Origin of the sequence: Pradoshia eiseniae (genome assembly GCF_002946355.1) — a bacterium.
In the GTDB taxonomy this organism is placed as follows: domain Bacteria; phylum Bacillota; class Bacilli; order Bacillales; family Pradoshiaceae; genus Pradoshia; species Pradoshia eiseniae.
The window spans coordinates 14326-26323 of sequence record NZ_PKOZ01000002.1 but is presented as its reverse complement, the minus strand read 5'-3'; the positions used below and the strand labels follow the sequence as shown (position 1 = coordinate 26323).

The following is an 11998-nucleotide window of genomic DNA, read 5'->3' as shown; positions in this document are numbered from 1 at the left end:
TTTATGTAATACATCTATTATACTTGATAGTGCAGCACCATGACCAACATGGTAATAATTCTCATGTTGATAATCAACCACTACTTATCATTTTAGTATAAATAGAACGAAATAACAGTAATAAGGTACCTATTATGAAATATAGGATTCCTGTTTATTCTCTCCTGATTTCCCTTTTATAAAGCCGGAATTTCTTTTTTCATCGCTTACTTTGAGTCTTATGATTATTTTATATCCATATTCCCAGGAAGATGCCTACCTGCTTTTCTTTTCGCCATAACCTCTATAACTCAGCTTCATCATAAGAAGCCTCCTAAAAGTAAATTGCGGTATCATCGTTGGAATATGCAAACATTTCCTCCACTAAGAAATACACAATTCGAATAGTGTTTTAGATATAAGGCTCATCCTATTCAAAGATAAATAAAAAACACAGCAGGCTATAACCCGCTGTGTTTTTATCGTTCTTACTTATCTTCTGCAACGAATGGAAGAAGAGCCATAGTACGAGCACGTTTAATTGCGATAGTCAATTTACGTTGGTACTTAGCGCTAGTTCCAGTTACACGACGTGGAAGAATTTTTCCGCGTTCAGAGATAAACTTTTTAAGAAGATCTACGTCTTTATAATCGATGTGCGTAATGCCGTTTGATGTGAAGTAACAAACTTTACGGCGTTTAGCACGTCCGCCTCTGCGTCCGCCTGCCATTTGATTCACTCCTTTGAGTTATATTATATATTCACACTGCGTTTAAGTTCATTTTAGAATGGAAGGTCATCATCGGAAATATCAATGGTTTGTCCATCATTGCTGAATGGATCATCATCGATTTTCGTATAGCTATCCTTCCGTTGATTCTGGTTTTGGCTGCGATTGCCCTGACCGCCAAATGGATTATCATTGCCTCCATATTGGTTTCCGCCCATTCTCTCACCTGATGAGGAGCCTTTTGGCTCAAGGAACTGCACGCTTTCTGCCAGTACTTCGGTTACGTATACACGTTTTCCATCTTGGCCTTCATAGTTACGCGTTTGTATGCGTCCATCGACCCCAGCAAGATTACCCTTCTTCAGATAATTAGCTGCATTTTCTGCTTGGCGGCGCCAAACAACACAGTTAATGAAATCCGTTTCCCGTTCACCTTGTTGATTGGAAAATGTGCGATTGACCGCTAGCGTGAAAGTAGCAACCGGCACACCATTTGGAGTATAGCGGAGATCAGGATCCTTCGTTAAACGACCTACCAAAATGACACGGTTTATCATCAGAATCAACTCCCGTTATTAGAAAACTGTTCCCTCAAGGAACACGTTAAATCCAATAAAATTATGCTTCTTCTTTAACTACGATATGACGGATGATATCTTCGCTGATTTTAGCAAGACGGTCAAATTCTTGAACTGCGTCAGCATTTTCAGCTTGGATTTTGTTGATCATGTAGTATCCATCACGGTAATCATTGATTTCGTAAGCTAGACGGCGTTTGCCCCATTCTTTTGTTTCAAGAACTTCAGCACCTTTGTCAGCTAAGATGTTGTTAAAACGCTCAACTAGCGCTTTTTTGCTATCTTCCTCAATGTTTGGACGGATGATATACATAACTTCGTATTTTGTCATCACTGTCACCTCCTTTTGGTCTAAACGGCCCAATGGGCAAGGAGCAATTAACGATAATTACTCACAAGAATAAATTATACTACAGCGGAGATTTAATTGCAATATTGGAGAGAGAACATTGAAATTTAGTGGTTTTTCTTTTATGAGTGGAGAATGTTGCTTCATTCCTAGTTGTGGAATCAATAAAAAACTGAGCAGGATTTTTTAAGCTATTTTCGGAAGAATGGACTCCCTTTCCGCAGGGTAAGCGCTAAGGCCCCCTCGCCTTCGGCAGAGTGGTCTTAGCCTGCTTTCTAATCCTGCAGGAGTCTCGCCCATTCTTCCGAAAATAGGGGAACTGCTCTTTATACGGTTTAAAACTTATCTATACACTAACTTGATTTTTCTTTAAACAATCTAATTCCATCTCGTTTCATCTAAGTAATTTCATCCGTTCTATTTGTGGAAGTTTATAAAACCTTAGTACATTTATGAAATTATTTTCAGCCAAACGAGCTCCCTTTCCATGGGGTAAGCGCTGAGCCTGTTCGTCTTCGGCTAAGCTGTCTCAGCTTGCTCACTTATCCTATAGGAGTCTCGCCTGTTCGACTGAAAATAGGGGACTGCTTATTGTATGGTGCATCTTTATTCGCTAGTGAATTATAATGTTTATGTTTCAACTCTGCTCTAACATTGTGAATATAAATCTCGTCCCTATTCTCAATTATTTATAAATGAATTTCCAACTAGCGCCATCACCCTTCATATGACACACGGTGAATGAAGGGATAACCCAAGCGATTTTTCAGTGGAAAGGACTATCTTTCCATTTGCAACACTCAGCCTCTCCCTCCGGCTGAGATACCCCTGCTTGCTTATTCCATAGGAGGATTGCCCATAGTTGGGCTTGCATAAAAAAGAGCCAATCGATGAGGATTGGCTCTTTTCGCTTTGTTTTTATACATTGAAACGGAAGTGGATGATGTCTCCGTCTTTTACTTCGTATTCTTTTCCTTCAAGTCTTACTTTTCCTGCTTCCTTCGCAGCAGTCATGGAGCCAGCTGCCATGAGATCATCGTATGATACGATTTCAGCGCGGATAAAGCCGCGTTCGAAGTCAGAGTGGATGATGCCGGCACATTGCGGAGCTTTCATTCCTTTTCTGAATGTCCAAGCACGAACTTCCTGTACACCAGCTGTGAAGTATGTGGCAAGTCCAAGAAGATTGTAGGATGCACGAATCAATTGGTCTAAGCCGGACTCTTCGATGCCTAGCTCTTCAAGGAACATTTGTTTTTCTTCTCCTTCAAGCTCTGCGATCTCAGATTCGATTTTGGCGCAAATGACAATAACTTCTGCTTTTTCGCCAGCTGCAAATTCACGTACTTGCTTCACATACTCGTTGTTAGATGCGTCTGCTACCTCGTCTTCATCCACATTGGCTACATATAGAACAGGTTTGATAGTCAACAGGTGAAGTCCTTTGACAATTTTCTGCTGCTCATCGGTGAATTCAACCGCTCTAGCTGGTTTTTCTGCTTCAAATGCTTCCTTTAATAAGGATAGGACTTCGAATTCAGCTACAGCCTCTTTATCTTTTTGTTTCGCTAGCTTGCCAACACGTTCAATTCTCTTTTCAACCGTTTCCATATCTGCCAAGATAAGTTCAAGATTGATGGTTTCAATATCATCAATCGGATTTACACGGCCAGATACATGGGTGATGTTCTCATCTGCAAAACAGCGTACAACATGACAGATAGCGTCAACTTGACGAATATGAGAAAGGAACTTATTCCCTAGCCCTTCTCCTTTGCTGGCACCTTTTACGATTCCGGCGATATCTGTAAATTCAAATGCGGTAGGAACAGTCTTTTTAGGGATAACAAGCTCTGTTAATTTTTGTAATCTGTGGTCAGGTACCTCAACAATCCCAACGTTCGGGTCGATTGTACAGAACGGATAGTTGGCAGATTCTGCACCTGCCTGGGTAATTGCATTAAAAAGTGTGGATTTACCAACGTTCGGCAATCCAACGATTCCAGCTGTTAATGCCAATTTATTCACTCCTTATGTGTAAAACATGTATACATGTCAATATTCTCTTAAACCTTTACCAATTATAGAGACTACGATGGTAAATGACAAGCGCTCACGTCTCTTTCTCGCTTGCCTACTGGGGATTTTTAGCTTGCCTCATGCCTTTCGATAACCTTCTTCATCTTCTTCATGAATTCCTTGCGCTGCAGCATCACACTGTGGCCACAGCCTTCACATTTAATTCGGATATCCATTCCGATTCTAATGATCTTCCAGCGGTTCGCTCCGCATGGATGCTGTTTCTTCATTTCAACAATATCATTCAAGGCAAATTCCTTCTCATCCAAACTAAATCACCCTTTACCTGTTATTATTTCTATTTGCATAATCATGTTGTCCTTCTGCGTAAAGTGGAGCATCAAATCTCCGGTTAAATAGTTCAATAAATGGATACATTCCATCTTATCATATCCTGTGATCAGTCATGGAATCAAAAACTCAGATGAATGACGTTTTTAAAACTATTTTACTATGTTATTACTTTTGATTGCTAGATTACAGTCCCCAGAATGTTTTTAGCGTATAAGGGAGTGGGTATAATGTCTATAGCTTAAAGTCTGCGATTAACGAATCATTTATCCAACCATCGAACATCTTCCATATTTATACTATTTAGCATTTTATTTCAAATCAAATGTATATATATTTTCTCTTTTCCGTATACTGATAGTATCTTTCTTGAGGAGTGGTACAAATGAACATGAGGCCTTCTTTTTTTGAACAACGACACTCAGCCAACCGAATATCTTATGAAGAAGAGAATGCCCATCATGCTCTCTCCAAGGAAATCATTTCTCTTTTACCTAAGGAAAAGAACCGTCCAATTGTCATTGTCTGCATTGGGACTGACCGATCGACAGGCGATGCTTTAGGACCATTGATTGGCACTTTATTAAGTGAAAAGCCGCTAGCAAACTTTTATGTATACGGGACACTTGATGACCCTATCCATGCGGTCAATTTAAAGGATAGATTAACGAATATTCATCAGTTGCATGATAATCCGTTCATTATAGGTATTGATGCATGCCTTGGACGAGTTAAAAGCGTCGGCATTATCCAAATTGGAAAAGGACCTGTCAAACCAGGAGCAGGAGTCAATAAAGAGCTGCCTAATGTCGGAGAAGCCCATATCACGGGTATCGTGAACGTCAGCGGATTTATGGAATTCTTCGTGCTGCAGAACACGCGCTTAAACTTAGTTCTGAAGATGGCCAAGACCATCTCAAGGGGCATCTATATGGCAGGGCTCTCCTATAATCATATTAACTCTGTTTCACCAACTTTTAATTGGAGTTATGAAGATGAGCACATGCAGGAAAATTGATAAAATAAAAAAACCATTAAAAAATGGTTTTTTTATTTGTCCAATATCTCCAGAATCCTTTCTAAATCATCCTCAGAGAAGAATTCAATCTCAATTTTCCCGCGTTTCTTTGATTTTTTGATTGTAACAGATGTGCCAAATCGTTCCCGAAGATGACTTTCACGTTCTTGTAAAAAGATATCTTTAGGTAGCTCTTTCTTTGTTTCACGTGAAACATTCTCATTTTGGTTATGAATAATCTCCTCTAGCTGTCTCACATTTAAGTTAGACTTAATGGCCTTATCTGCAATCGGCTTGATTAAACTCTTATTCTTTAAACCTAGTAACGCTCTCCCATGTCCCATTGATAACTTTCCGTTGGATATATAATCCTGTATATCATTTGGAAGTGATAGTAGGCGAATATGGTTAGCAATATGAGGACGGCTTTTCCCCATCCTTTTTGCCAATTCTTCTTGTGTGATATCCAGTTTTCGCAAAAGGGATTGATAGGCAGCCCCTTCTTCTACAGGATTTAAATCCTCACGCTGCAGGTTCTCAAGCAAGGCTAATTCCATCATCTGTCTGTCATCGAAATTGCGCACAACGACTGGAACTGTCTTAAGCTTTGCTTCCTTCGCGGCACGAAATCTTCTTTCCCCTGCCACAATTTCATACCCTTTTATGCTGCTCTTACGAACAATCAATGGTTGCAGGATTCCATGCTGCAAAATCGAATTCTTCAATTCTTCTATGGCATCCTCCTGGAATGACTTCCTAGGCTGATAAGGATTCGGGCGTAATTCTGAAAGCTTGATCTCTTCAATGGCTTCCTCTTTGCTTACTTCCATATTCGTTATTAAAGCATTAAGGCCCTTTCCAAGTCCTTTTCCCAATCCTTTACCCATGTGCAATCACTTCCTTTGCCAAGTCTATATATACATCTGCGCCACGTGATTTCGGGTCATAAATAATAATGGGCTCCCCGTGGCTTGGCGCCTCGCTTAATCGGACTGTGCGCGGAATGATTGTTTTATAAACTTTATCCTGGAAGTACTTCTTCACCTCATCGATGACTTGAATGCCTAGGTTTGTTCGAGCATCCAGCATCGTGAGCAGAACCCCTTCTATCTTTAATTCTTGATTTAAATGCTTTTGAACTAGACGTACTGTGTTGAGTAACTGACTGAGGCCTTCTAGGGCGTAGTATTCACATTGCACAGGTATAAGTACAGCGTCAGATGCTGTAAGGGAGTTAAGAGTTAATAATCCTAAAGAAGGCGGGCAATCAATGATAATGTAATCGTATTGGTCAGACACTTCTTCAAGGGCTCTTTTTAAGCGAACCTCTCGAGATATGGTCGGAACTAATTCTATTTCTGCACCGGCCAGCTGTATTGTTGCCGGAATTACATCAAGATTCTCTACTTTGGTCGCTTTGATTACACTCGCTACCTCAACGTCATCAATGAGAACATCATAAATACATTGCTCCACGTCAGCTTTCTCTATCCCTACTCCACTGGTCGCATTTCCTTGAGGGTCAATGTCGACTAGCAATACTTTTTTCCCGATGTACGCCAAGCAGGCCCCCAAATTAACGGAAGTCGTTGTCTTACCAACTCCTCCTTTTTGGTTTGCTATGGATATTACTTTTCCCATGTTGTCACCTGCCCCATTTCTCATTCATCTTGTAACGTATTCTATTTTATCATGTTTCCAATTTTCGAGGTCCATATATTTATAATATTGTAAAGAAAATAACGGAATATGTATAAACGTAGCATAAATGAAAAAAACCCGGCAATCTTCTTGATCACCTGGGTCATAAATAAACAATTATTGCTTCTTTTTTGGAATACGAATGGTGATTTGGTAAAAATCATCAAATTCCGTTTCCTCTGAATCTAGGTTAATTCCATTATCTTTTACCATAGTCATAGATTGCCTGATTGTATTGACCGCAATTCTCATATCCTTGCTGAATGCTTTACGGATAGAACGCGGCTTTTTTTCGTCATCCTTCGAGAGAAGCTTATTGACTCGTTCTTCTGTTTGTTTCACATTCAGGCTTTTTTCGATGATTTCACTCACAAGCTGATTTTGCAATTCGGCATTTTTCAATGGAATGAGTGAACGGGCATGTCTTTCTGTAATTTGCTTATTCATAACTGCGGTTTGGACTGACTCAGGGAGCTTCAAGAGACGGATCTTGTTCGCAACCGTTGATTGTCCAATACCCAGCTGGTTTGCAAGCCCTTCTTGTGTCAATTGATGGAGTTCAATCAGCTTACTATACGCAATTGCTTCTTCAATCGGGGACAATTCTTCACGTTGGAGGTTTTCAATCAAGGCCACTGAGGCTGTTTCAGTATCTGATAAGTTATTGATAATGGCCGGAATCGTTTCCCATCCTAATTTACTGACTGCCCGAAAACGCCTTTCTCCGGCGATAATTTCATAGCGTCCTTCCTGAAGTTCACGTACGACGATTGGCTGGATGATTCCATGAGTTTCAATCGTTTGGGCAAGCTCATTGATTTTTTCATCTGCAAAAATGCTCCGCGGCTGAAAACGATTCGGGGATATGGAATTTACTGGAATTTCATGTATTTCATTACGCACTTCTTCCATCTGTTGATTATCTAAATGATCTATAGTCTCTTCCTTTTCTCCAAGCCCAAAAAAACGTGAAAAAGGATGTTTACTCATCCCTACACCACCTTTAAAAAACTTCCAACTAGCATAATCCTAGTTGATAACCTTAGCAATAAAACGGGAACGCTTCATTTTCTAGTAATCGCTATCTTTCATTATACAGATTTTTCGCACTCCCGTCTGCTAAAGTTTCTTTATTCTAGAGGCTGCTTATTCGGCGTTCCTGGTTTTCGAGGATATTTTTTCGGTGTTGGCTTCACTTTATCGATGATGACGATATGCCGGTCACTATCCTCTTTTGGAAGCTGGAAGTAATGATCTTCTTTTAGCTTCCCGCCTAGAATGGTCACAGCCTTCTTTCCTATACTTACTTCATCCTCTGCCCCTGCCCCCTTCAGGGCAATGAATTGTCCGCCGACCTTGACGAGCGGCAAACAAAGCTCACTGAGAACAGACAGTCTTGCCACCGCACGGGCTGTGACGATATCATATTGCTCTCGCTGCTCTGAAAGCTTCCCAAACGTTTCAGCTCGGTCATGATAAAGGTTCACATTTTCTAGGCCAAGTGTTTCTGTCAGGTTTTTCAAGAAGGTGATGCGCTTATTAAGTGAATCAACAATCGATACCTTCAAGGAAGGAAAGCATATCTTCAGCGGAATGCTTGGAAATCCTGCTCCCGCTCCTACATCACATATGGACTTCTCCCCAGAAAGATTGACGAAGAAGGATGGAGAAATTGAATCATAAAAATGCTTCAAATAAACTTCTTCCTTCTCTGTGATGGCGGTCAAATTCACCTTTTCATTCCATTCAACCAGCATCTTGAAATAGGTTTCAAACTGGTCAAGTTGTTTAGGAGAAAGGTCAATCCCCTTCTCCTTTAACGCTTGTTCAAATTCATGGATATTCATGTGCTTACCTCATTATTAGTTTTGGGCTATTTTAGCGATTTTCCCTTGTTCGATATAGACGAGCAGGATGGAAATATCAGCTGGATTTACACCAGATATTCGCGAAGCTTGCGCAACAGATAAAGGACGTACCTGCTTCAATTTTTGCCTTGCCTCTGAGGCAAGTCCAGTAATGGCATCATAATCAATCAAATCAGGTATTTTTTTGTTCTCCATTTTCTTAAGCTTCTCAACCTGCTGGATAGACTTTTCGATATAGCCTTCATATTTCACTTGGATTTCCACTTGTTCTGCAACATCATCTGTGATTTCCTGCTCACTTGGAATCAGTTCACTTACAAGAGCGTAAGTCATCTCGGTTCTTCGTAACAGATCATGGCCGCGTATACCGTCCTTCAGCTCACTGCTGCCCCACTCTTTCAATTTAGCTTGAACTTCCGCGTTCGGCTTAATAATCGTATTTCGGAGCCTTTCGATTTCAGCTTCAATGATTGCCTTCTTCGTTTGAAATCGTTCATAGCGGGCATCACTAATCAAGCCGATCCTATGCCCGATTTCGGTTAAGCGCAAATCAGCATTATCATGACGAAGCAGCAGACGGTACTCAGCTCTCGATGTTAATAAGCGGTATGGCTCATTCGTACCTTTCGTAACCAAATCATCAATCAGAACCCCAATATAAGCCTCCGAACGGCTGAGAATGAGCTCCTCTTCATTAAGCGCTCTGCGGCCAGCGTTAATTCCAGCCATCAAGCCTTGACCAGCAGCTTCCTCATAACCGGAGGTTCCATTAATTTGGCCCGCTGTGTATAGATTCTTAATGCGTTTTGTCTCAAGGGTCGGCCAAAGCTGAGTCGGAACAACCGCATCATACTCAATCGCATAGCCAGCACGCATCATTTGGACATTCTCAAGACCAGGGATGGTTGAAAGGATCTCCTTTTGAACATCCTCCGGAAGGCTTGTGGAAAGTCCTTGAACGTAGACCTCATGTGTATTGCGACCCTCAGGCTCCAGGAATATTTGATGGCGCGGCTTATCATTAAAGCGGACAACCTTATCTTCAATGGATGGACAATAACGTGGTCCTGTCCCCTTAATCATGCCAGAATACATCGGGGAACGATGGAGATTTCGGTCAATAATCGCATGCGTCCCTTCATTCGTATAGGTAAGCCAGCACGGCAGCTGATCGGTAATATAAGCCGTTGTTTCATAGGAGAATGCCCTTGGCACATCGTCACCAGGCTGGATTTCAGTTTTGCCATAATCAATGGTTTCTCCGTTCACACGCGGAGGAGTACCTGTTTTAAAGCGAACCAAATCAAAGCCCAGCTCTTCTAGGTGCTCAGACAGCTTAATGGAAGGCTGCTGATTATTCGGACCGCTTGAGTATTTCAGTTCACCGAGGATGATTTCCCCGCGCAGGAATGTTCCTGTCGTGATGACAACGGCCTTGGAGTGGTACATCGCTCCCGTTTGTGTAATGACACCTTTGCACTCGCCATCCTCAATAATCAACCGGTCGACCATTCCCTGCATCAGCGTAAGATTTTTCTCATCCTCTAATGTTTTCTTCATTTCATTTTGGTAGGCAAATTTATCGGCTTGTGCCCGTAACGCGCGGACAGCTGGCCCCTTGCCTGTGTTAAGCATCCGCATTTGGATATGCGTCTTATCAATATTTCGCCCCATCTCTCCACCGAGAGCATCTATTTCTCTCACGACGATCCCTTTTGCTGGACCACCTACAGATGGATTACATGGCATGAAAGCCACCATATCAAGATTAATTGTCAAGACAAGCGTTTTCGCTCCCTGTCTCGCTGCAGCCAAACCAGCCTCACAGCCGGCATGTCCCGCTCCTACTACTATTACATCGTATTCACCAGCATGATATGCCATTGTTTAACCTCCTTATTTCCCAAGACAGAACTGCGAGAACAACTGATCGATTAAGCTTTCATGTACACTATCCCCAATAATTTCGCCGAGCATTTCCCATGACTTTGTCAAGTCAATTTGGACAAGATCAATTGGTACACCAGCTTCAATTCCTTCAAGTGCATCTTCAATCGCCTTCTTCGCTTGGTTCAAAAGAGCGATATGACGAGAATTTGATACATAGGTTGCATCCCCCATCTGCAAATTCCCTTCAAAGAACAAGCTAGAAATTGCCTCTTCAAGCTGATCGACACCGACCTCTTCTTTCAAGGAGGTCATAATAATCGGATAGTTCCCCGCTCTATCTTTCACTTTGTCTATATCCAATTTACGCGGCAGGTCTGTCTTGTTGATCAAGACAATCACATCCATGCCCTTCACCGCGTCAAATAATCGTACATCTTCTTCTGTAAAATCATCGGCATTATTTAAAACAAGCAAAATTAAGTCTGCCTTCTTCAAAACTTCCCGTGAACGTTCAACACCAATGCGCTCAACAATGTCTTCAGTTTCCCTGATCCCAGCTGTATCAACGAGTCTTAAGGGAACCCCTCTTACATTGACATATTCCTCGATGACATCCCGCGTCGTACCAGGAATGTCAGTTACGATGGCCTTATTCTCCTGCACGAGACTATTTAACAAGGACGATTTACCAACATTCGGACGTCCGATGATAACTGTTGAAATGCCTTCTCTAAGGATCTTTCCTTGATGGCTCGTTTGCAAGAGCCTCTCAATCTCTGCCTTCACATGCTCACAACGCTCCTTAAATAAGCGGTGTGTCATTTCTTCTACATCATCATATTCTGGGTAATCAATGTTTACTTCTACTTGGGCAAGTGTTTCGAGGATTTCCTGGCGGAGGGCCCGAATCAATTTAGATAACTTCCCTTCAACCTGGCCTAATGCCATGTTCATAGCTTTATCCGTCTTCGCCCGGATGAGATCCATGACTGCTTCTGCCTGAGACAAATCAATGCGGCCGTTTAAGAAGGCACGTTTCGTGAATTCACCCGGCTCTGCTAGCTTTGCTCCTTGATTCAAGACTAGTTGCAGTACTTTGTTGACGGAGACAAGTCCACCATGACAATTGATTTCAACCGTATCCTCACGCGTGAAGGTATTCGGCCCCTTCATCACAGACACCATCACTTCATCAACCATTTGGTTTGTCGCAGGGTCAACCATATGTCCATAATGAATCGTGTGGCTCTTCACATCAGCCAAGGATTTCCCTTTAGGGCTTCGATAAACAGAATCGGCTATCTTGATTGCTTCATCTCCGCTCAAACGGACAATACCAATCGCCCCTTCGCCCATCGCAGTTGATATCGCAGCAATTGTTTCAAAATCCATGGTTTTTACTCCTTTCCTGTTGTGTTTTTTCGTTTTATATTAAAATCGGCTTCTCCGACTTACTGTAAGAATCGCTTTTATCCACATCCTGCGGAAATGCAATACGTTTAATTTTAACTTAT

Annotated in this window: 12 protein-coding genes; 1 reads left to right on the top strand and 11 read right to left on the bottom strand. The window is 41.7% G+C overall.

Annotation, left to right across the window (positions count from 1 at the left end):
* Positions 1-467: 467 nt before the first annotated feature.
* The 5 genes from rpsR to CYL18_RS05010 form a co-directional block, all read right to left on the bottom strand.
* Positions 468-710, bottom strand: coding sequence for a 30S ribosomal protein S18 (rpsR, locus tag CYL18_RS05030; RefSeq protein ID WP_104848397.1), 243 nt, complete (start codon positions 708-710; stop codon positions 468-470).
* A 53-nt stretch (positions 711-763) separates the two neighbouring features.
* Positions 764-1267 (bottom strand): single-stranded DNA-binding protein, encoded by a 504-nt coding sequence (gene ssb / locus CYL18_RS05025; RefSeq protein WP_104848396.1) that lies wholly within the window; start codon positions 1265-1267, stop codon positions 764-766.
* Positions 1268-1328: 61 nt separating this feature from the next.
* Positions 1329-1619 (bottom strand): 30S ribosomal protein S6, encoded by a 291-nt coding sequence (rpsF, locus tag CYL18_RS05020; protein ID WP_104848395.1) that lies wholly within the window; start codon positions 1617-1619, stop codon positions 1329-1331.
* Positions 1620-2555: 936 nt separating this feature from the next.
* Complete coding sequence (ychF, locus tag CYL18_RS05015; protein ID WP_104848394.1) at positions 2556-3656, bottom strand: redox-regulated ATPase YchF; 1101 nt, start codon at positions 3654-3656, stop codon at positions 2556-2558.
* A gap of 128 nt (positions 3657-3784) precedes the next feature.
* The gene (locus CYL18_RS05010) at positions 3785-3985 is read right to left on the bottom strand and encodes a DUF951 domain-containing protein (protein ID WP_104848393.1); all 201 of its coding nucleotides are present in this window, start codon (positions 3983-3985) and stop codon (positions 3785-3787) included.
* Positions 3986-4392: 407 nt separating this feature from the next.
* Between CYL18_RS05010 and yyaC the strand changes: the two genes are divergently transcribed.
* Complete coding sequence (gene yyaC, locus CYL18_RS05005; RefSeq protein WP_104848392.1) at positions 4393-5025, top strand: spore protease YyaC; 633 nt, start codon at positions 4393-4395, stop codon at positions 5023-5025.
* 32 nt (positions 5026-5057) lie between these two features.
* Here the strand turns inward: yyaC and CYL18_RS05000 are convergent, their stop codons facing one another.
* The 6 genes from CYL18_RS05000 to mnmE all read right to left on the bottom strand — a co-directional run bounded on the left by CYL18_RS05000 (position 5058) and on the right by mnmE (position 11876).
* Entirely contained in the window at positions 5058-5900 is an 843-nt protein-coding gene (locus tag CYL18_RS05000; protein ID WP_104848724.1) for a ParB/RepB/Spo0J family partition protein, read from the bottom strand.
* A 4-nt stretch (positions 5901-5904) separates the two neighbouring features.
* Positions 5905-6666, bottom strand: coding sequence for a ParA family protein (locus CYL18_RS04995; protein WP_104848391.1), 762 nt, complete (start codon positions 6664-6666; stop codon positions 5905-5907).
* Positions 6667-6843: 177 nt separating this feature from the next.
* Complete coding sequence (gene noc / locus CYL18_RS04990) at positions 6844-7716, bottom strand: nucleoid occlusion protein (RefSeq protein ID WP_104848390.1); 873 nt, start codon at positions 7714-7716, stop codon at positions 6844-6846.
* Between the two features lie 140 nt (positions 7717-7856).
* Positions 7857-8573 (bottom strand): 16S rRNA (guanine(527)-N(7))-methyltransferase RsmG, encoded by a 717-nt coding sequence (gene rsmG / locus CYL18_RS04985; RefSeq protein WP_104848389.1) that lies wholly within the window; start codon positions 8571-8573, stop codon positions 7857-7859.
* Between the two features lie 15 nt (positions 8574-8588).
* Entirely contained in the window at positions 8589-10478 is a 1890-nt protein-coding gene (gene mnmG / locus CYL18_RS04980) for a tRNA uridine-5-carboxymethylaminomethyl(34) synthesis enzyme MnmG (protein WP_104848388.1), read from the bottom strand.
* Positions 10479-10490: 12 nt separating this feature from the next.
* Complete coding sequence (mnmE, locus tag CYL18_RS04975; RefSeq protein WP_104848387.1) at positions 10491-11876, bottom strand: tRNA uridine-5-carboxymethylaminomethyl(34) synthesis GTPase MnmE; 1386 nt, start codon at positions 11874-11876, stop codon at positions 10491-10493.
* Between the last annotated feature and the right edge of the window lie 122 nt (positions 11877-11998).

What these genes read in the sequence shown, in the direction of transcription:
- rsmG (WP_104848389.1), bottom strand. Translation starts at nt 8,573, where the DNA reads ATGAATATCCATGAATTTGAACAAGCGTTAAAGGAGAAGGGGATTGAC.
- mnmG (WP_104848388.1), bottom strand. Translation starts at nt 10,478, where the DNA reads ATGGCATATCATGCTGGTGAATACGATGTAATAGTAGTAGGAGCGGGA.
- mnmE (WP_104848387.1), bottom strand. Translation starts at nt 11,876, where the DNA reads ATGGATTTTGAAACAATTGCTGCGATATCAACTGCGATGGGCGAAGGG.
- rpsR (WP_104848397.1), bottom strand. Translation starts at nt 710, where the DNA reads ATGGCAGGCGGACGCAGAGGCGGACGTGCTAAACGCCGTAAAGTTTGT.
- ssb (WP_104848396.1), bottom strand. Translation starts at nt 1,267, where the DNA reads ATGATAAACCGTGTCATTTTGGTAGGTCGTTTAACGAAGGATCCTGAT.
- noc (WP_104848390.1), bottom strand. Translation starts at nt 7,716, where the DNA reads ATGAGTAAACATCCTTTTTCACGTTTTTTTGGGCTTGGAGAAAAGGAA.
- CYL18_RS04995 (WP_104848391.1), bottom strand. Translation starts at nt 6,666, where the DNA reads ATGGGAAAAGTAATATCCATAGCAAACCAAAAAGGAGGAGTTGGTAAG.
- yyaC (WP_104848392.1), top strand. Translation starts at nt 4,393, where the DNA reads ATGAACATGAGGCCTTCTTTTTTTGAACAACGACACTCAGCCAACCGA.
- rpsF (WP_104848395.1), bottom strand. Translation starts at nt 1,619, where the DNA reads ATGACAAAATACGAAGTTATGTATATCATCCGTCCAAACATTGAGGAA.